The organism is Hymenobacter sp. B81 (genome assembly GCF_044628455.1).
Classification (GTDB): domain Bacteria; phylum Bacteroidota; class Bacteroidia; order Cytophagales; family Hymenobacteraceae; genus Solirubrum.
This window is the reverse complement of the sequence record NZ_JBIYZW010000003.1, coordinates 379,140-397,884: the sequence shown is the minus strand read 5'-3', so window position 1 is coordinate 397,884 and position 18,745 is coordinate 379,140. Positions and strand designations below refer to the sequence as shown.

Genomic DNA, 18,745 nt, shown 5'->3' with positions numbered 1-18,745 from the left:
CAAGGCGCCGGGCAAGGTGACAAATCAGGTAGAGACTCCGGCGCTGGAATTAATCGGGCCGCTTCAGCACAAGGGCAGCATCGCGTTTGGCCGGGGCTGCTATCGAAGGCGAGGCCCGGCATCAGCTGCCGGCTTGCTAGCGCAATGTTACACATTACGCCTAAATCGCCCAACAAGATACACCGTTTTTGTGATTGGCGCCGGGAAGTTTGATTTTTCCGCGGTAGCCGCCGGTTGCGGTTGGGGCACCCAATCGGCGGGGCGGCTTGTACGCTGTTGATTCTACGGGTTACTTTTGCCCACTTCTACCGCGCAACCCCGCCCTCCTATGCTGCAAGTATCCGTTCTGAAAGAGCAAACCGACCGCGTGCTGGCCGGTCTGGCCAAAAAGCACTACGCCAACGCCGAAGCCGAGGTGCAAGCCATTCTGGAGCTGGATCAGCGTCGCCGCCAGCTGCAAACCCAGCACGACCAGGCCCAGGCCGAGGCCAACAAGCTGGCCCAGCAGATCGGGGGACTGATGAAAAGCGGCGACAAAGCCGGAGCCGAGGAACTGAAGGCGCGCACCGCCACGCTCAAGGCCCACACCAAAACGGCCTCGGAAGAGCTGGCGCAGGTGGAAAAAACCCTGCAGGATGCGCTCTACCGCCTGCCCAACCTGCCCCACGAGAGCGTACCTGTAGGCCGCACGCCGGAGGAGAACGAGGTGGTGCGCGAAGTGGGCCGCCGCCCCGAGCTGGGCGCCGGCGCCCTGCCCCACTGGGACTTGATCAAGCAGCTCGACATCATCGACTTTGAGCTGGGCAACAAGATTACCGGCGCCGGTTTTCCGGTCTACAAAGGCCCGGGCGCCCGCCTGCAGCGCGCCCTCATCAACTTTTTCCTCGACGAGGCGCTGGCCGCCGGCTACACCGAGATTCAGCCGCCCATTCTCATCAACGAGGCCTCGGGCTACGGCACCGGTCAGCTGCCCGACAAGGAAGGCCAGATGTACCACGCTACCGCCGACGACCTGTACCTGATTCCCACGGCGGAGGTACCCATCACCAACCTGTACCGCGACGAGGTCATCAATCCCGAGCGCCTGCCCATTCGCAACACCGGCTACACGCCCTGCTTCCGCCGCGAGGCCGGCTCCTGGGGCGCCCACGTGCGCGGCCTCAACCGACTGCACCAGTTCGACAAGGTGGAAATCGTGGAAATTGACCTGCCCGAGCGCAGCTACGCCACGCTGGAGCGCATGCTGGGCCACATCGAGCAGCTGCTGCAGAAGCTGGAGCTGCCCTACCGCGTGCTGCGCCTGTGCGGCGGCGACATGGGCTTTACCTCGGCCCTCACCTACGACCTGGAAGTGTGGAGCGCGGCGCAGGGCCGCTGGCTGGAAGTGTCGTCGTGCTCGAACTTCGAAACCTACCAAGCCAACCGCCTGAAGCTGCGCTACAAGGACCAGGGTGGCAAAATGCAGCTGCTGCACACCCTCAACGGCTCGGCCCTGGCGCTGCCGCGCATCGTGGCGGCGTTGCTGGAAAACAACCAGCAGCCCGACGGCAGCATCCGCCTGCCCCAGGTGCTGCACCGCTACTGCGGCTTCGAGCAGCTCGGGTAATTGTTCCGCTGCTTTCCACAAAAAAAGCCCTTCGCCACGCGGCAAAGGGCTTTTTTTATCAGGGACTGGTTGCGGGCTTATTCGTGGGGCATCTGCAGCTTGTGCATCAGCTCGTCGGCCCAGGGTTCGGAGTAGGGACCAAAGGCGCTGACCAGCACCCCGCAGATACCATCGTCGGACTCAATGGCGTACACCACCGACTCGTCGCCGGGGTCGGAAGTGCCCTCGAAGCGGTGGAACTCGCGCACGTGAAACTCCTGGGGGTGCAGACTCAGGTCGAGTCCCGGGCAGTAGAGGCGGTCGTCGACCACGTTGAAGTCGGCGGTGTACCCGCGGCGGTTCAGGTCGCGCACGGCCTGTAGCAGGGTATCGTAGTGTTTGGCTTGCGTTTCCATGAGCAGATGGGTTTGGCCTCAGCGGAAGATAGGCATTTTCCAAGGTTTTATTGCCTCTGAAAAGACCCGCCCTCAGCCCAATGGCTGCAAGAAAACCGGCCCAGCTGCGCCCGGGCACCCGGCGTCAGGCCGAAAGCGCCGCTGAATTCAGCCTTGGCCCCCGGGAGCGGCCGGCGGCACGTCGAGGTCGAAGCGGATGTCGCGCATGCAGCGGAAATGGCCCTGGGGGCACTTGGCGTAGCCGATTTTGGAGCAGGGCCGGCAGGCCAGCCCCGGCACCTCTAAAGCGCGGAACGGGGTGCGAAAGGGATACATGCCGAAGGCCGGCACGGTGTTGCCCCACACGCTCACGATGGGCTTGCGGAAGGCCGCGGCAATGTGCATCAGCCCGGTATCGTGGCTGACCACCAGCTGCGCCTGCCGCACCAGCGAAGCCGATTGGTGCAGCGAAAATCGTCCGCAGGCGTTGTACACTACGGTTGCTTGGACGGCCGGGCCCTGAAAAGCCAGCTCCACCACGTGGCCAGTGGTTTCGTCTTCGGGGCCGCCCAGCAGCACCACGGGTTGGCGTAGCTGCCTGCACAGCTCGATGATGCGCTCCACGGGCAGGCGCTTGGTGGCGTGCTGCGCCCCAATGGCAAAGGCCACGTAGCCCCCCCGAAACGCCGCCGGCAATACCGCCGCCACCTCCACTTCCTGGGCGGGCGGAATAAAGTAGTCGAGGCCGCGGCCGTCGTCCTGCACGCCCAGCAGCGCGGCGGCGGCGAGGTAGCGCTGCACGATGTGCACGGGCGGCAGCACGTTCACTTTCGTGTTTACCAGCAGCCACTTCTGCCAGTTCAGCTTGTCGAAGCTGGCGCCGGGGCGGCCCAGGCGCAGTTTGATGAGCGCGGTGCGCAGGTTGTGGTGCAGGTCGATGATGAAGTCGAACTCCTCGGCCTGCAGCTCGCGCACCAGCTCGCCCAGCGTACCCGTGAGGCAGTGCACCCGGTCGACGTAGGGATTGGCTTCGAGCAGGCCGCGGTAGGCGGGCTTGGTGGCAAAGTGCACCCGCGCGCCCGGCACCTGCTGCTTCACGCAGCGCACCACGGGCGTGGTCAGCACAATGTCGCCGATGGAGGAAAAGCGCAGAATCAGGATTTTCACGGCAGCAAAGGTCGGACGGGCCGGCGGGAACGAAAAGCCGGCGGCCCGTTGGCAAGAAGGCCGCGGCGGCCGGTTTGGTTGCAGCGCCCCGGCCGGGCGCCAGCTTCTTACCCGAACAGCGGGCCGAAATCGGTGGGCTTTTTGGCGGGGGCCGGTCCGGCGAATTTCAGGGCCTGCTCGCGGCGCTGGCGGAAAAATGCGTCCAGCTCGTCCCCGGTCAGCGCGTTCAGGGTCATGGCGGCGGTGAGGCCGCCCTTGCGGCCCTGCAGCACGCCAAAGCGCATGTCGGCGTAGCCGTCGGTGTGGTGGGCGTCGGGGTTGATGCTCAGGCGCACGCCCTGGTCCAGGGCGTAGCGCACCCACTGCCAGTCCAAGTCGAGGCGCCAGGGGTTGGAGTTGATTTCGATGACCACGCGGTGCTCGGCGCAGGCGTTGATGACGGCTTCGTAGTCGATGGGGTAGCCTTCACGGCGCAGCAGCAGGCGGCCGGTGGGGTGGCCCAGCATGGTGCAGAAGGGGTTGGCAATGGCGCGCAGCAGCCGCTCGGTGGCCCGCTCCTTGTCCATCTTCAGCCCGCTGTGCACCGAGGCCACCACGAAGTCGAAGCCGGCCAGCACCTCGTCGGGGTAGTCGAGCGAGCCGTCGGAGAGAATGTCGGACTCGATGCCCTTGAAGATGCGGAACGGCCCAAGCTGCTGGTTGAGCTGGTCGATTTCGCGGTGCTGCTCCTGCACCCGCTCGATGCTCAAGCCCCCGGCGTAGTGCGCGGCCCGCGAATGGTCGCAGATGCCCAGGTACTGGTAGCCTTGGTCGCGCAGAAACTCGGCCATCTGCCGCAGCGAGTGGGCCCCGTCGGAGTAGGTGCTGTGGTTGTGCAGCGAGCCGCGCAGGTCTTTTTCTTCGAGCAGCACGGGCAGCTGGCGGGCCTGGGCCTGCGCCACTTCGCCGGCGCCCTCGCGCATTTCGGGCACCACGTACTGCAGGCCGGCAGCCTCGTAAATGGCTTCTTCGGTGAAAAAGCGCGTGCGTCGCACCAGCTCGCGCAGGGTGCCGGCCGGGGCTTTTTCCAGCGGCGCGGCCAGGTGAGCGTCGGCGCCGGTTTGCAGAAACAGGCAGGCGGTAAAATCCTCGGGCTTGGCCAGCTGCACCTCTACCCGCACGCCCGAGGCGGCGGCGGTGCCGCGCCAGGCAAACGGCCCCGAGTGGGCGTCGTCGGCCACCAGCCCCTCGGTGGCGTTGAGCGCCTCGTGGGCCTGCCAGGGCTGGGTGGTGGCCGCCACCACGCGCACGGTTTCCACCACGGGCAGGGCCCGGCGCACTTCGCCGGCGGCGGCTACCTGCTCGGTGCCCAGGGCGCGGCGCAGCAGCTCTACCAGCTGGGCGGCCAGCTGCTCGGCCTGGGGCAGCAGCAGCTTGCCCTGGCTTTGGGCCGTGAACTCGAGGGCCTGCAGAATGGCCTCCTGGGTTTTCTGGCCGAAGCCCTTGAGCTGGCTGACGCGGTTTTGCTCGGCGGCTTCGCGCAGGGCCTCTACGCTCTCCACGCCCAACTCGCGCCACAGCACCCGCAGCTTTTTCGGGCCCAGCCCCTTGATGCCGAGCATGTCGACCACGCCGGCCGGGGTTTGCTCGCGCAGCCGCGTCAGCTCGGGAAAGGAGCCGGTGCGCAACAGCTCCTGGGCGGCCACGGCGGCGCTTTTGCCCAGCCCGGCCGTGGTGGTAAACTCGGCGGCGGGCAGCCCGGCCAGCGGCACTTCCAGCCGCTCGAGGGCCGCGGCGGCGCCCTCGTAGGCGCGCACCTTAAAGGGATTTTCGTCGTGCAGCTCCAGCAGCTGGGCCATCAGGCGAAAGGCACGAATCAGGGCACGGTTTTCCACGGCAGAAAGAAGCTAGGGCGGGCAGAAAGAGCGGCAAAGCTAGGCCCAAAACGGCAGCCACCCGCCCCGCGTTGGCCCGGGGCTCGGCAAAAGAGGCCGGGTTTGCGTATGTTACCGGCTATGCGACTCACCGCCTTCCTTTTTGCGCTGAGCATGCTGCTGCTCGCCGGCACCTGCTATACCAACACGGGCTCGGCCCGCCCCGAATTGAAACCCCTCTACCGCACCTGGCTGCACGCCCACGAAGAAGACCAGGGCGACGTGCTCGTGTACCGCCCCAACACCTACGCCTTTCCGCCCTCGCGCGGCCGCACGGGCTTTGCCTTCGACGCCAATGGCCTGTTCACCCAGTACGACATAGCCCCCACCGACGGGCTGGAGGGCCACAAGGGCCAGTGGCGCGGCCAGAGCGACCGGATGCTGCGCATTTCCCTGGCCGATGGCCGCGAGCCCGATTACCTGCTGGAAATTGTGTCGCTGGAGCCCGAGCTGCTGAAGGTGCGCCGCCTGCCCGTGCCGGACGTGAAGTAGCCTAGTGGTGACAAGTGACAAGTGACAAGTGACAAGTGACAAGTGACAAGTGGTACTGTCCCGGCTTAACCGGGTTGCGGCTCGGGCCGGCTAACTGCCGTGCACTAATGGCCGGCGTTGCTAGCGGGCGGCGCGGGTTGCGGCGGCGCCGTACTTTTGCGCCCGTCTTTTCCCGGGTTCCGGCGCGTTGCGCGTGTTACCTGTCTCCTCATCACCTGTTACCTGTTACCCCCTTTGAACTACTGGCTTGTAAAATCGGAACCGGAAGCGTACAGCTGGAGCGACCTGGAGCGCGACGGCCAGACCGACTGGACCGGCGTGCGCAACTACCAGGCCCGCAACTGCCTGGCCCAGATGCAGCCCGGCGACCAGGTGCTGCTGTACCACAGCGTATCGGACAAGGAAGTGGTGGGCGTGGCCGAGGTGGTGCGCGCCGCCTACCCCGACCGCACCGCCGAGCCCGGCAGCCCCTGGGTGGCCGTGGACCTGCGCCCGGCCCTGCGCCTGCCCCGCCCCGTGCCGCTGGCCGCCATCAAGGCCGATGCGCGCCTGCACCAGATTGGCCTGCTGCGCCAGTCCCGCCTGTCGGTAATGGCGCTGCAGCCGGCCGAGTTCGACGTGCTGCTCGAACTTGCCCATTAGGCATTACCATCTGCCGGCTTCGCCGTATCTTGGGGAGTGCTGCCGCTTTTGCCCTGGCCCGTCCCTTCTATGAAACCACTGCTGCTTTGGATCATGCTCCTGCTGGCGCCGGGAGCCGCCCTGCGGGCCCAGCCCACGCAGCCCCACCGCCTCGAACTGGCCCTCGACCCCGACGAAAGCGCGGTGCACGTGCTGCCGCTGGCCGACACCACCTTGGCCCTGCTGGTGGAGCGCTACCCGCCCAGCCTGGCCCGCCAGCAGTTTTCGCTGCTGCACTACGACCGCGAGCTGCAAACCCGGCAGGAAATCAAGCTGCCCGTGCCGCGCGACTACGAGTTTGCCGAAACCTGCGCCGAGCTGCCCTACGCCTACGCCCTGTTTCGCGCCGACTACACCGCCGCCAAGCTGCTGCTGCTGCGCGTAGACCTGCAAACCGGCGCCCTGCGCCAGTATAGCTTCGACACCAAGACGGTCGACGACATCTACCACCTGGAGGCCCTCGACGGCAAGCTCTTTGCCACCGTCGAAGTAAACGGGCACCTCACCGTGCTGCACCTCGACATGGAGCAGGAGCAGTTCCGGCTGCTGGCCTCGCTCTACGAGCCGCTGCCCGCCCGCCTCACCTTCCTGGCCGACTCCGTGAACAAGCGGCTGGCCTTCGTGCTCAGCGAAAGCAACGGCCTTCGGTCGCGCCTGCAAATCAAGCAGCTCTCGGCCCAGGGGCAGCTGGTCGGCTCGCAGTTTGTGCAGGCCGAAAGTGAGCGGGGGCTGATAACGGCCGAGCTGAGCCCCGGCGACACCACCTCCCGCCTGCTCACCGGCACTTACACCCTGCGCGACCCACGCTACTCCCAGGGCCTGTTTGCCACCGACCTCACGCCCCGCGGCGAGCTGCGCGCCCCGCTGCGCTTCTACGATTTTCTCACCCTCAAGCACTTCCTCGACTTTATGCGGCCGCAGCGGGCCGAGCGGCTGCGGGCCCGCAGCGCCCGGCGCCGGGCTGCGGGCCGGCCGTTTCGCCTGCACTACCGCCTGCTTACTCACCGGCTGATTCCCTTTCAGGGCGGCTACGTGCTGGTGGCCGAGGTGTACTACCCGCGCTACCGCTACGACTCAATGGGCGGCTTCATGCTGTACTCCATGCGCACCTTCGACGGCTACCGCTCGACCCAGGCCGTGGTGTGCGGGTTCGACAGCAACGGTACCCTGCTGTGGGACAACACCTTCGTGCTGAAGAACGCCGAGCGCTACGACTTGGCTGAAACCGTGCGCCTGCGCCCCATGCCCGACGGCCAGCGCCTGGCCATGGCCTACCTCGACGACGAGCAGATTCGCTATAAGATCATCGACCGGACCGCGCCGGCGCCGAATGACTTGCAGGTGCCGGTGCAAACCAACCACGAAGGGCAGCGCGAGAAAATCGTGTCGACCAGCCGGGAGGGCATTTTGCCCTGGTACGGCAGCCGCTTTCTGGCCTACGGCTACCAGCGCGTACGCCCCGACCGCGGCGACAACCGGCTGGTGTTTTTCGTGAATACGGTGGCCTTTGACTAAACCCCACCCCCACCCCGGCGCGTAGGCAGGGCGGGCGCGTCCTTTCCCCGCCTACCTTCGCTGCCATGAACAACCGTTTGTTTCGCCTACTGCCGCTGCTGGTGCTGCTGTGGCTGGGCGCCTGCCGCGCCGCCGGCCCCGAAAAACCCGCCCGCACGGTGGCCGAGTTTTTCGGCAAGTACGAAAACCGCTCGGGCTTCAATGCCACCACTTTCGAGCCCAACTTCCTGACCCGCATTCTGCTGGCCCGCGTGGGCAAGCTCTCCGATGCCGACGCCTTGCAGGCGCTGACCCAGGTGCGCAGCATCCGGGCCCTCACCTTCACGCCTACCTCGGCCGGAGCCCGCGACCTAACGGAGCGCGGCCTGCTGAATGAAGTGGACGGCCTGCTGCGCAACGAGCGGTACGAGCCACTGCCCACCAAGGAGCTGAGCGGCGGCAACGCGGCCTACCGCTACGCCGTGCGCCGTAGCGGCGACCGGATTCGCGAGGTGGTGGCCACCGGCCGCCAGACCGACGCGCCCGACTCGTTTGTGATGCTGGCCGTGAGCGGCGACTTCACCCAGAGCCAGTTCGACCAGCTCACCAAAATCCTGCCCGGCCTTTCGGGCGAAATCACGAAGTAAACGGCTCCACCGGCTGTCATTGCGAGGACGAAGGACGAAGCAATCCTTCCCCTCGTAGTAGAAGCCGAGTGTGCCTGACGAGCCGAAAACCCGCTGTCATTGCGAGCAGAGCGAAGCAATCTTTCCTCTAGTAGCAGAAGCCGAATGAGCCTGGCCAACCGGAATAGTTTTCGGTTGCCCAGGCTCATTTGATTGTGCCGCGTGAGAAAAGATTGCTTCGCCCTCCGTCCTCGCAATGACAGTTAGCGCTGCATCAGGCGCTCGATGTCGTCGGCTTCGAGGGGGATGTCGGCCATGAGGTCTTCGCACTGGGAGCGGGTGATGACCACGTCGTTTTCGAGGCGGATGCCCAGGCCTTCTTCGCGGATGTAGATGCCGGGCTCGACGGTGTAGACCATGCCGGGCTCGAAGACCCGGTACTTGGCGCCCACGTCGTGCACGTCAAGGCCGAGGTAGTGGCTGGTGCCGTGCATGAAGTACTTCTTGTAGAGCGGGGCGGCGGGGTCCTGGTTGTTCACGTCGCCCTGGCTGAGCAGGCCGAGGCCGATGAGCTGCTCTTCCATGAAGCGGCCCACGCCGGCGTGGTACTCCTCGATGTTGTTGCCGGCCACGAGCTGGGACTTGGCGTACTGCATCACGCGCAGCACGGCGTTGTAGACTTCGCGCTGGCGGGGGGTGAACTTGCCGTTGACGGGAATGGAGCGGGAGAGGTCGGCGGCGTAGTTGGCGTACTCGGCGCCGAAGTCGAGCAGCAGCACGTCGCCGTCCTGGCAGGGCCGGTCGTTGCTGACGTAGTGCAGAATGCAGGCGTTTTCGCCGGAGGCGATGATGGAGCCGTAGGCGGGGCCGCGCGAGCCGCTGCGTAGGAACTCGTGCACGATTTCGGCCTCGATTTCATACTCCATGACGCCGGGCTTGACAAACCCGAGCAGGCGGCGGAAGGCGTTGCCGGTGATTTCGCAGGCGCGGCGCATGAGGCGGATTTCCTCAGGGTGCTTGATGGCGCGCAGCTGGTGCAGGATGGGAGCGGCGCGCTTGTAGCTGTGCAGGGGGTACTGCTCGCGAATTTCCTTGATGAAGCGGGCGTCGCGGGTCTGGACTTCGACGACGGCGCGGATGTGCTCGTTGGTGTTGAGGTAGACGTGCTCGGCCTCGTTCATGAGCGCGTGCAGCACCTGCTTGAAGGAGTCGAGCCAGAGGATGGTGCGGATGCCGGACTGCTCGCGGGCCTGCTCCTTGGTGAGCTTGTAGCCTTCCCAGATGAGAATATGCTCGCTGGTTTCCTTCAGGAAGAGGATTTCGCGGTACTGGGGCAGCTTGGCATCGGGGAAGATGAGCAGGATGCTTTCTTCCTGGTCGACGCCGGAGAGGTAGAACAGGTCGTTGTTTTGCCGGAACGCCAGGGTGCCGTCGGCGTTGGTGGGCATCACATCATTGGAATGAAAGATGGCCAGGGAGCCGGGCAGCAGCTGCCGCTCGAAGTTGCGGCGGTTTTGGGTGAACAGGTCGGGGGAGATGGAGCCGTAGCGCATGGAAGGGGGCGAAAATGCGGGAAAGACGGCCGCGGGGGCGGCGGGCTGCAAGTTAGAAGGAGTTGGCGGCTGTTGGGCGAGGGTCGGAAGCTTGTCGGCGTGGGTAGAAATCGTTTCGGCATGGGGAGGAAGCTTGTCGGCAGAGGTCGGAATCGTTTTGGCGTGGGGAGGACTTGCTTCGGCGTGGGTAGAAACGGTTTCGGCATGGGTGGGAAGTATTCCCCCGGGGGTAGGAAGTATTTCCCCCGGGGTAGAAAGTATTCTCCCCGCCCTTGATTGCCTCACCCCCCAGCCCCCTCTCCGGGGGGGGAGCCGCGGCGACGCATGGAAGGGGATGGGAAGCGCGTTAACCAAAGCGCCAGAGCGGCTGGTTGCCAGCCTGGCAGATTGCTCGGGTGACAATTGGCGGGGCCGCTTATCTTGCGTAGGCTGATGCTTCCTGCCGAATTGATGATAAGGCCTGTCCTCTTCTTAGGTGCCACCCTGCTGCTGAGCTGCCCGCTTTGCGCCCAGTCAACGGTGGCGGAGCCGCTTAAAGCTGCTACCACCGGCCCCTTTAGGATTATGAGAATTCAGCGCCCGCAACCTTCGAAGCCCGCCGAGCCACCGGTACTTATTCTTGACGGGTTTCTGCTACCGCCCACCAACACGCCGGATCAGCTTAATTCGGCTCAGCTTGTGCGGGTGGAGGTGCTGAAAGACGTGACGAGGCTGGGCCTGGTAGTCTGCAAGCCTTTTCGCGAGGTCCTCATCGTTAGCAGCCGCATTCCGTGGGTGGTGCCGGGTCGGCCGCCGCGCATCTACGCCAACCAGAAGGCGGCCCGGCGGCGCATTGGCAAGCAACTCGGCGACATTCGGCTGCTGACGGTGGCTGAATCGGCCGGATACGGGGCCGAGCCGGGCACGCAGCTGGTGCTGGTGACGCTGAAGCAACCGGAGTAGCGCCACGGCGGTGCGGGGTAAATGTAGTGGTGGCACGGCTCGGAGCCGTGGCACCACTTGTTTTAAGCGCTTCTACGGGTGTTCCGCGCCAGCCGGCCGTGCGGTATCTTTGCGGTCCGCCCTACCTGCCCATGCCCCACCCCGCTGCTGCCGCGCCCATCCTGCTGATTCAGACCGCCTTTATCGGCGACGTTATTCTGGCTACCGCGCTGCTGGAGCGCCTGCACGAGACCGAGCCGCAGACGCCGGTGGACGTGCTGGTGCGCCGCGGCAACGAGGGGCTGCTGCAGGGCCACCCGCACGTGCGGCGGGTGCTGGTGTGGGATAAGAAGCAGGAAAAGTACCGGGGGCTGTGGCGGCTGCTGGGCCAGATTCGGGCCGGGGGCTACGGGCGGGTGTACAACCTGCAGCGCTTTGCCTCCACGGGGCTGCTGACGGCGCTTTCGGGGGCCACGGAGCGGGTGGGCTTCGACAAAAACCCCCTGAGCTGGGCCTTTACGCGGCGGGTGCCGCACGGCTTTGCGGCGGGCCTGCACGAGGTGGGGCGCAACCTGAGCTTGCTGGACCCGCACAGCGTGGGGCTGCTGCTGCGCCCGCGCCTCTACCCCACCGCGGCCGACGAGGCGGCGGCGGCCCCCTACGCGGCCGGGGGGCCTTACCTGTGCATTGCGCCGACTTCGGTGTGGTTTACCAAGCAGTTTCCGCGCGAGCAGTGGGTGAAGCTGCTGCGGGCCCTGCCCCCCCACTACACGGTGTACCTGCTGGGCGGACCGCCCGACGCGGCCGAGTGCGCGGCGCTGCTGCAGGAAGCGGGCCGGCCGGGGGTGGTGAACCTGGCGGGGCAGCTCTCGCTGCTGGCCTCGGCGGCGCTGATGCGCGGGGCGGTGCTCACGTACGTGAACGACTCGGCCCCGCAGCACCTGGCCTCGGCGGTGGATGCGCCCACCTGCGCGGTGTTTTGCTCGACGGTGCCCTACTTCGGGTTTGGGCCGCTGAGCTCGTTTGCGCGGGTAGTGGAGCTGCCCGAGGAGCTGGCCTGCCGGCCCTGCGGGCTGCACGGCTACCCCAAATGCCCGCTGGGCCACTTCCACTGCGCCCACGGCATTCAGACCCAGCAGCTGCTGGCGGTGCTGGCCGAGGCGGAGCAGTGGGTGGGGGCCTCTCCCCCGGCACCTTCTGCGGGGGAGAGGGAGCATTGCGGCGGCGCGGGTAGCCTCGGCTGAGGCGAGTCGCCTGAAACGGTTGGGCTTCCCCTGGAATGGGCCAACCAAAACGGCGGTGGGCTTGTTGAACTCTGCACGCCCGGGAGCGACCCAACGCGCACCGGGACCGGGACCGGGGCGCGGGGCTATCTTTGTAGACCGGCCGCCTTCACCCGGGCCACGTTTCTTTTTTGTTTTTGTACGCGCCACCCCGCCTGGGGCGGCCTGCCTGCTATACATGCTCGATTACGACCTGCACGAATACCCCAACGGCATCCGGCTGCTGCACAAGCAGGTGCCGCACACCAAAGTGGCCCACTGCGGCTTTTTGCTCGACATCGGCTCGCGCGACGAGCAGCCCGAGCAGTACGGGCTGGCGCACTTCTGGGAGCACATGGCCTTCAAGGGCACCGAGAAGCGCAAGTCGTTTCACATTCTGAACCGGCTGGAAAACGTGGGCGGCGAGCTGAACGCCTACACCACCAAGGAGAAAATCTGCTTCTACGCCTCGCTGCTGAGCACCCACTTCGAGCGGGCGTTTGAGCTGCTGACGGATTTGACGTTTCACTCCGTGTTTCCGCTGAAGGAGATTGAGAAGGAGCGCGGGGTGATTCTGGAGGAAATGGCCATGTACCACGACGCGCCCGAGGACGCCATCATCGACGACTTCGACGCGGTGGTGTTTGGGCAGCACGCGCTGGGCCACAACATCCTGGGCACCCGCGAAAGCGTGTCGGGCTTTCAGCAGGCCGACTTCCGCCGGTTTCTGGGCGAGCAGGTGCGCACCGACCGGCTGGTGTTCAGCTCGGTGAGCAACCTGCCGTTTAAGCAGGTGAAGCGGCTGGCCGATAAGTACCTGGCCCCGCTGCCGGCCCAGACCGGGGCGCGGCCGCGGGTGCCGTTTGCGGTGCACGCCCCCACCCGGCAAACGGTGGAGAAGCCCATTACCCAGGCCCACTCGCTCATTGGCTGCGCGGCCTACTCGCTGCCCGACGCCCGGCGCCTGCCGTTTTTCATGCTCACCAACATTCTGGGGGGGCCCGGCATGAACTCGCGCCTGAACATGGGCGTGCGCGAGAAGTACGGCCTGGTGTACAGCATCGACGCGAGCTACTCGCCCTACACCGACACGGGTTTGTTCGGCATTTACTTCGCCACCGAGAAACGGCAGCTGGAGCGCACCACCGGCCTGGTACTGAAAGAGCTGCGTACCCTGCGCGAAAAGCCCCTGACCAGCTCGCAGCTGCACGTAGCCAAGGAGCAGCTGATGGGCCAGCTGGCCATGGCCGAGGAAAGCAACGGCGGCATGATGCAGCTGCTGGGCAAGAGCACCCTGGATTTGGGCCGGGTGGAGTCGCTCAACGAAATCTTCGGGCGCATTCAGCAGGTTACTTCGCCGGAGCTGCAGGAGCTGGCCAACGAGGTGCTGCGCGAGGAACAGCTGAGCATGCTGCAGTACGTGCCGGAGGGCAAGAAAGCCCGGGGCTAAGACCAGTAGCCAGGCTATGTCACCAGCGCCTCCGCCTACTTTCGGCTCCATTTCGGGCATTTTGCCAGGCCACGAATTCCGCAACCGTATGGAACTGTGGAGCGCGGGGGTCCACCGCCAAACCCAGGCCGGCATCAGCGCTCGGCAAGGAGTGGGCGCTGAATCCATTGTGCTGTCGGGCGGCTACGAAGATGACGCCGACTACGGCTCGGTCATCATCTACACCGGCAAGGGAGGGCGGAGCGCCGAATCAGGGCAGCAGGTAGCCGACCAGACCCTGACCGGGGCCAACCTGGAACTGGCGCGCAACCAAACCACGGGACTGCCGCTGCGCGTGACGCGCAAAGTGACCGAAAACCGGCAAAGCTTTTACCGTTACGCCGGACTTTACCGGGTAGTGCGCTTCTGGCATGAGCCGGGCAAGTCGGGCCACGGGGTGTGGCGCTTTGAGCTGGAGCAACTGCCGGAAACCACTGCCGAGCCGCCGGCCCTGCATCCGGGAACAACTGATCTGTTCACCCAGGTGCAGGAGCCAGCGGCCGGGTACGGCCGGCCCGAACGCCGGGAAACCACCACGCTGCGCATTGTGCGCGATACAGCCCTGACGCGGGAAGTCAAGCGCCTTTACGATTTCCATTGCCAAGTCTGCCAAGCACGGCTGCAAGGTTCGGCCGGTCCGTACGCCGAAGCCGCGCACATTCGGCCACTGGGGGCGCCGCACCACGGCCCCGACGTGCTGGCCAATGCCCTGTGTCTTTGCCCTAACCACCACGTGTTGTTTGACCTGGGTGCGTGGACTTTTAAGAACGATTTGGAGCTACTGGGAATGCCGGGGAAACTGCAACTGCACCAGCGGCACACGCTGAACCTGGAATGCGTAGCCTACCACCGGGAGCATTTCTTCGTAGCCAACGGGCCGCTGCAAGCCTGAACGGTCCCTTAAATCCGGCAAGCAGAACAGAACAGGAGGGCCAGGCCCGGGCGCGGCAGCATCTTTGGTTGCCGCGCCCGGGTCCACCGTTTACGTAATTCAAGAAAACCCATGAATGTGAGTGAAGCCGAGGTTCAGCAGTACGCCGACGCGCATACCTCGCCCGAGCCGGCGCTGCTGGGGCAGCTGGTGCGCGAAACCCACCTGCAGACGCTGATGCCACGCATGCTTTCGGGCCATTTTCAGGGCCGACTCCTGAGCATGCTCAGCCACATGGTACGCCCGCGCCGGGTGCTGGAGCTGGGCACGTTCACCGGCTACTCGGCCCTGTGCTTGGCCGAGGGCCTGGCCGAGGACGGCGAGCTGCACACCGTGGAGCAAAACCCCGAATTGCGCAGCCGGGTGGAGCGCTACGTACAGCAGGCTGGGCTGCGGGGGCGCGTGCACCTGCACATCGGCGATGCCGAGCAGCTGATTCCCGCGCTAACCGAAACCTGGGATATGGTGTTCATCGACGCCGACAAGATTCGCAACCGCGTGTACTACGAGCTGGTGCTGCCCCGGGTACGCCCCGGCGGCTTCGTGCTGGTCGACAACGTGCTGTGGAGCGGCAAGGTGCTGCCCGCTTACCCGCTCAAGGCCGCCGACAAGGACGGGCAGGCCGTGCGCGACTTCAACGACTTCGTGCAGCAGGACGAGCGGGTGGAAAACGTGTTTTTGCCCCTGCGCGACGGACTTTTCCTGGTCCGCAAACGCTGAGGCCGGTTAGCCACGAGCCCCTGGCTTTCAGCCGGCTGCCGCTCGGCTCCCCCTACTTGCAAGCTTGGGCGGACCCTGCCAACCGGCCCTGCGTATACAACGCCCGTTAAACATTGGGGCCGCCGACCTGTCAGAGGGCGGTGGCTCACTCCGCCGGATACTCATGAAACAACGCCTACTTTGGCTGCTGACCTGCCTGCTCGTGGCCGGCCAGGCCGCAGCCCAGTCTTTTCCCGTCAGCGGCCGCGTGGTCGACAGCAAAGACCAGTCGCCGCTGATTGGCGCCAACGTGCTGCTGACCCGCCTCGCCCCCGACTCGGCCCGCACCGGCGCCCCCGTCGACCCCGAGGGCAACTTCACCATTCCCGGCAACGCGCCCGGCCGCTACCGGCTCACGGTGTCGTTTCTGGGCTACCAGGCCATCAAGCGCGCCGTAACGGTGAACAGCGGGCCGGTGGTGCTGGGCACGCTGGGCCTCAGCAGCGGCGGCATCACGCTCAAGGGCGTGGAAGTGACGGGCCAGGCCGCGGCGGCGGTGCAGAAGGGCGACACGGCCCAGTTTGACTCGCGGGCCTTCAAAACCAACCCCGACGCCAACGCCCAGGACCTCATCACCAAGATGCCCGGCGTGACGGTGGGCGCCGACGGCAAGGTACAGGCCCAGGGCGAGCAGGTGCAGCGCATCCTGGTCGACGGCAAGGAGTTTTTCGGCAACGACCCCGACGCGGTGCTGCGCAACTTGCCGGCCGAGGTCATCGACAAGATTCAGGTGTATGACCGCTCGTCGGACCAGGCCCAGTTTACCGGCTTCGACGACGGCAACCAGCAGAAAACCATCAACATCGTGACCAAGCCGCAGTTTCGCAACGGCAAGTTTGGGCGCGTGCAGGCCGGCTACGGCCCCGACAACGGCAACGACAAGTACCGGGTGGGCGGCAACATCAACTCGTTCCGGGGCAAGGAGCGTTTCTCGGTGCTGGCCCAGTCCAACAACGTGAACGAGCAGAACTTCGGCACCGAGGACTTGCTGGGCGTGGTGGGCAGCTCGCGCCAGGGCGGCGGAGGTGGGGGCGGCAACCGCGGCGGCGGGGGCGGCCGGCCCGGCGGCCAGGGCGGCGGCAACCCCGGGGGCGGAGGCGGCGGCAATGCCAGCGACTTTCTGGTAAACCAGAGCAACGGCATTTCGCGCACCCACGCGCTGGGCATCAACTACTCCAACACCCTGGGCACCAAAACCGAGGTGCAGGGCAGCTACTTCTTCAACCTGGCCGACAATACCCTCGGCAGCAGCACCAACCGCAGCTTCATTCTGCCCGACACGGTGTCGCCCCTGCTCTACCGCGAAGAGGCCCAGGGCAGCAGCCGCAACATCAACAACCGGGTGAACCTGCGCGTGGAGCACAAGTTTGACTCGCTGAACTCGCTGCTGTGGCAGCCCCGCCTGACGGTGCAGCGCAACACCAACCGCAGCGCCCTCGACGGGCAGGCCTTCCGCCCCGGCATCGGCGACATTCCCGACTCGCTGCGCAGCACCAACGGCAGCGACTACCGCGCGGCCCAGACCGGCATCACCTTCGGCAACCAGCTGCTCTACCGCCACCGCTTCCTGAAGCGCGGGCGCACCCTCTCGCTGGGGCTGAACACGACCTACAACAGCCGCAACGGCAGCAACTACCTCTACTCCGACAACGAGGACTTCACCCGCACCCCGGTGCGCCGCAGCATCACCGACCAGTACACCCGCCTCGACCAGGTGGGCTGGGCCTGGAACGGCAACGTGAACTACACCGAGCCGCTGAGCCCCAAAAGCCAGCTGCAGGCCACCTACCGCCTCGCCTACACCCCCAACGACTCGGAGCGGCCGGCCTTCAACTACAACGCCCAGACCGGGCGCTACGATTTGCCTAACCTGCCGCTGAGCAACGTGTTTGAGAGCCGCTACCTGACCAACGCCGGGGAGCTGAGCTACCGCTACAACAGCGAGCAGCTGCAGTGGATGGTGGGCACCGCGGTGCAGCAGGCCGAGCTGCGCAACGAGCAGACCTTCCCGGTAGCCGCCTCCACCCGCCGCACGTTCGTGAACGTGCTGCCCAACGCCATGCTGCGCTACAACTTCTCCAAGCAGCAGAACCTGCGCCTGATGTACCGCTCGCGCACCCAGGCCCCGAGCATCAGCCAGCTGCAGGAGGTGGTCAACAATGCCAACCCGCTGCAGATTACCACCGGCAACGCCAACCTGCGCCAGGAGTACGGCCACAACCTGTTTGCCCGCTACTCCTCGGCCCAGCCCGAGAAGTCCCGCTCGTTTTTCGCCCTGCTCGGCGGCTCCTACACCAACAACTACATCACCAACAGCACCCGCGTGGTGGACCGCCCCACGGCCATCGGCGGGGTGGTGGTGCCGGCGGGCGGGCAGGTTACCCAGCCCATCAACCTCAACGAGCAGTACTCGCTGCGCTCCTTCGTCAACTACAGTTTGCCGCTGGCCTTGCTCAAGTCCAACCTGAATTTGAACGCCTCGGGCAGCTACACCCAGACGCCGGGCATCGTGAACCAGGAGCTGAACTACAACCGCACGCCTACCCTGGGGCTGGGCGTGGCCCTGAGCAGCAACATCAGCCCGCAGTTCGACTTCACTCTTTCCTCGAACTCGCAGCAGAGCTACGTGCGCAACTCGCTCGAGGGGCAGGTCGACAACCAGTACTTCCGCCAGAACACCACCCTGCGCTTTAGCTGGATCGTGGCCCGCGGCATCACCATCAAGTCCGACGTGAACCACATTTCCTTCTCGGGCTTGTCGGCGGGCTTCAACCAGAACTTCGTGCTCTGGAACGGCAGCATCGGCAAGAAGGTGTTCAAGAAGCAGAACGGCGAGCTGCAGCTCTACGCCTTCGACCTGCTGGGCCAGAACAACAGCATTCAGCGCAACATCACGGCCGCCTACACCGAGGACGTGCGCACCAACATCCTGCAGCGCTACCTGATGCTGATGTTCACCTACAACATCCGCAGCTTCGGCAGCGGCCCCGCCGGCCCCGACGAGCCCGGCGCCGACCGCCCCGGCCGCCCCGACGGCTTCGGTCCCGGCCGCCCCGGTGGTGGCCCCGGCGGCGCGCCGTTCTAAGCACCCGCTCTTCCTGGCTGACTGGTCAGGCCAGCCCGAAAACCCTTCAGGACCTTGCCGCGCCGGTACTGCCCGGGCCCCGCGGCAAGGTCCTGTTGCGTTGGCTGGCGGTTCATCCGCGCCGCTACGGCCGGCCGAATGGTCCCGCGCCTGGGTTAGAGTGTGCGGCCGCGGCCCCAAACAATCCGGCATAAACAACTTGAAATTGTTTGTCCCGAATTGTTTGGGGCCGCGGTTTCGGCGGAGCGTCGGCAAGGGCTTGTTACCGCCGAGGCTTTGGGCCGCGGCGGGAGCGGTAGCGGCCTATTTCTGAGCCCTCAGCGCCGCAGGCCCGGGTTTTTTTCGCCTATTTTGTAGGCTGAGGACTCCCGCCCCGCCCGCCGTGGCGCGGC

At 65.8% G+C, this 18,745-nt stretch carries 15 protein-coding genes; 11 read left to right on the top strand and 4 right to left on the bottom strand.

Translation table 11 applies throughout. The features are described 5' to 3' along the window. Window positions 1-328: 328 nt before the first annotated feature. Window positions 329-1,606 (top strand): serine--tRNA ligase, encoded by a 1,278-nt coding sequence (serS, locus tag ACE191_RS18510; RefSeq protein WP_400193725.1) that lies wholly within the window; start codon window positions 329-331, stop codon window positions 1,604-1,606. 77 nt (window positions 1,607-1,683) lie between these two features. Here serS and ACE191_RS18505 read toward each other — a convergent pair whose 3' ends face one another. From ACE191_RS18505 to polX, 3 genes are all read right to left on the bottom strand, one after another. After that, window positions 1,684-2,001, bottom strand: a complete 318-nt coding sequence (locus ACE191_RS18505; protein WP_400193724.1) for a phosphoribosylpyrophosphate synthetase — start codon at window positions 1,999-2,001, stop codon at window positions 1,684-1,686. A 147-nt stretch (window positions 2,002-2,148) separates the two neighbouring features. After that, window positions 2,149-3,147, bottom strand: coding sequence for a glycosyltransferase family 9 protein (locus tag ACE191_RS18500; protein WP_400193723.1), 999 nt, complete (start codon window positions 3,145-3,147; stop codon window positions 2,149-2,151). Window positions 3,148-3,254: 107 nt separating this feature from the next. Next, window positions 3,255-5,021, bottom strand: coding sequence for a DNA polymerase/3'-5' exonuclease PolX (polX, locus tag ACE191_RS18495; protein WP_400193722.1), 1,767 nt, complete (start codon window positions 5,019-5,021; stop codon window positions 3,255-3,257). Between the two features lie 153 nt (window positions 5,022-5,174). Here polX and ACE191_RS18490 point away from each other — a divergent pair, with 153 nt between their 5' ends. From ACE191_RS18490 to ACE191_RS18475, 4 genes are all read left to right on the top strand, one after another. Next, window positions 5,175-5,552 (top strand): hypothetical protein, encoded by a 378-nt coding sequence (locus tag ACE191_RS18490; RefSeq protein ID WP_400193721.1) that lies wholly within the window; start codon window positions 5,175-5,177, stop codon window positions 5,550-5,552. A 234-nt stretch (window positions 5,553-5,786) separates the two neighbouring features. Beyond that, window positions 5,787-6,194 (top strand): EVE domain-containing protein, encoded by a 408-nt coding sequence (locus ACE191_RS18485; protein WP_400193720.1) that lies wholly within the window; start codon window positions 5,787-5,789, stop codon window positions 6,192-6,194. Between the two features lie 69 nt (window positions 6,195-6,263). Continuing rightward, window positions 6,264-7,748 carry a hypothetical protein gene (locus ACE191_RS18480; protein ID WP_400193719.1) on the top strand — a complete coding sequence of 495 codons (1,485 nt, stop codon included), beginning with the start codon at window positions 6,264-6,266 and terminating at the stop codon, window positions 7,746-7,748. 65 nt (window positions 7,749-7,813) lie between these two features. After that, a complete protein-coding gene (locus ACE191_RS18475) occupies window positions 7,814-8,374 on the top strand; it encodes a DUF4252 domain-containing protein (RefSeq protein WP_400193718.1) in 561 nt (186 codons plus the stop codon). A gap of 242 nt (window positions 8,375-8,616) precedes the next feature. On the opposite strand, the gene ACE191_RS18470 is transcribed toward ACE191_RS18475, so the two are convergent. Next, the gene (locus ACE191_RS18470; protein ID WP_400193717.1) at window positions 8,617-9,906 is read right to left on the bottom strand and encodes an aminopeptidase P N-terminal domain-containing protein; all 1,290 of its coding nucleotides are present in this window, start codon (window positions 9,904-9,906) and stop codon (window positions 8,617-8,619) included. A gap of 432 nt (window positions 9,907-10,338) precedes the next feature. Here ACE191_RS18470 and ACE191_RS18465 point away from each other — a divergent pair, with 432 nt between their 5' ends. From ACE191_RS18465 to ACE191_RS18440, 6 genes are all read left to right on the top strand, one after another. Next, window positions 10,339-10,848, top strand: coding sequence for a hypothetical protein (locus ACE191_RS18465; protein WP_400193716.1), 510 nt, complete (start codon window positions 10,339-10,341; stop codon window positions 10,846-10,848). Between the two features lie 131 nt (window positions 10,849-10,979). Continuing rightward, window positions 10,980-12,071, top strand: coding sequence for a glycosyltransferase family 9 protein (locus tag ACE191_RS18460; RefSeq protein WP_400193715.1), 1,092 nt, complete (start codon window positions 10,980-10,982; stop codon window positions 12,069-12,071). Window positions 12,072-12,288: 217 nt separating this feature from the next. Next, window positions 12,289-13,539: a M16 family metallopeptidase gene (locus tag ACE191_RS18455; RefSeq protein WP_400193714.1), complete on the top strand. Its 1,251-nt coding sequence runs from the start codon at window positions 12,289-12,291 to the stop codon at window positions 13,537-13,539. A 16-nt stretch (window positions 13,540-13,555) separates the two neighbouring features. After that, entirely contained in the window at window positions 13,556-14,470 is a 915-nt protein-coding gene (locus tag ACE191_RS18450) for a YDG/SRA domain-containing protein (protein WP_400193713.1), read from the top strand. Between the two features lie 111 nt (window positions 14,471-14,581). Next, window positions 14,582-15,229 carry an O-methyltransferase gene (locus ACE191_RS18445; protein WP_400193712.1) on the top strand — a complete coding sequence of 216 codons (648 nt, stop codon included), beginning with the start codon at window positions 14,582-14,584 and terminating at the stop codon, window positions 15,227-15,229. A 163-nt stretch (window positions 15,230-15,392) separates the two neighbouring features. Next, window positions 15,393-18,353 (top strand): outer membrane beta-barrel protein, encoded by a 2,961-nt coding sequence (locus tag ACE191_RS18440; protein ID WP_400193711.1) that lies wholly within the window; start codon window positions 15,393-15,395, stop codon window positions 18,351-18,353. Window positions 18,354-18,745: the final 392 nt, after the last annotated feature.

What these genes read in the sequence shown, in the direction of transcription:
- serS (WP_400193725.1), top strand. Translation starts at nt 329, where the DNA reads ATGCTGCAAGTATCCGTTCTGAAAGAGCAAACCGACCGCGTGCTGGCC.
- ACE191_RS18505 (WP_400193724.1), bottom strand. Translation starts at nt 2,001, where the DNA reads ATGGAAACGCAAGCCAAACACTACGATACCCTGCTACAGGCCGTGCGC.
- ACE191_RS18490 (WP_400193721.1), top strand. Translation starts at nt 5,175, where the DNA reads ATGCTGCTGCTCGCCGGCACCTGCTATACCAACACGGGCTCGGCCCGC.
- ACE191_RS18480 (WP_400193719.1), top strand. Translation starts at nt 6,264, where the DNA reads ATGAAACCACTGCTGCTTTGGATCATGCTCCTGCTGGCGCCGGGAGCC.
- ACE191_RS18475 (WP_400193718.1), top strand. Translation starts at nt 7,814, where the DNA reads ATGAACAACCGTTTGTTTCGCCTACTGCCGCTGCTGGTGCTGCTGTGG.
- ACE191_RS18470 (WP_400193717.1), bottom strand. Translation starts at nt 9,906, where the DNA reads ATGCGCTACGGCTCCATCTCCCCCGACCTGTTCACCCAAAACCGCCGC.
- ACE191_RS18465 (WP_400193716.1), top strand. Translation starts at nt 10,339, where the DNA reads ATGCTTCCTGCCGAATTGATGATAAGGCCTGTCCTCTTCTTAGGTGCC.
- ACE191_RS18460 (WP_400193715.1), top strand. Translation starts at nt 10,980, where the DNA reads ATGCCCCACCCCGCTGCTGCCGCGCCCATCCTGCTGATTCAGACCGCC.
- ACE191_RS18455 (WP_400193714.1), top strand. Translation starts at nt 12,289, where the DNA reads ATGCTCGATTACGACCTGCACGAATACCCCAACGGCATCCGGCTGCTG.
- ACE191_RS18450 (WP_400193713.1), top strand. Translation starts at nt 13,556, where the DNA reads ATGTCACCAGCGCCTCCGCCTACTTTCGGCTCCATTTCGGGCATTTTG.
- ACE191_RS18445 (WP_400193712.1), top strand. Translation starts at nt 14,582, where the DNA reads ATGAATGTGAGTGAAGCCGAGGTTCAGCAGTACGCCGACGCGCATACC.
- ACE191_RS18440 (WP_400193711.1), top strand. Translation starts at nt 15,393, where the DNA reads ATGAAACAACGCCTACTTTGGCTGCTGACCTGCCTGCTCGTGGCCGGC.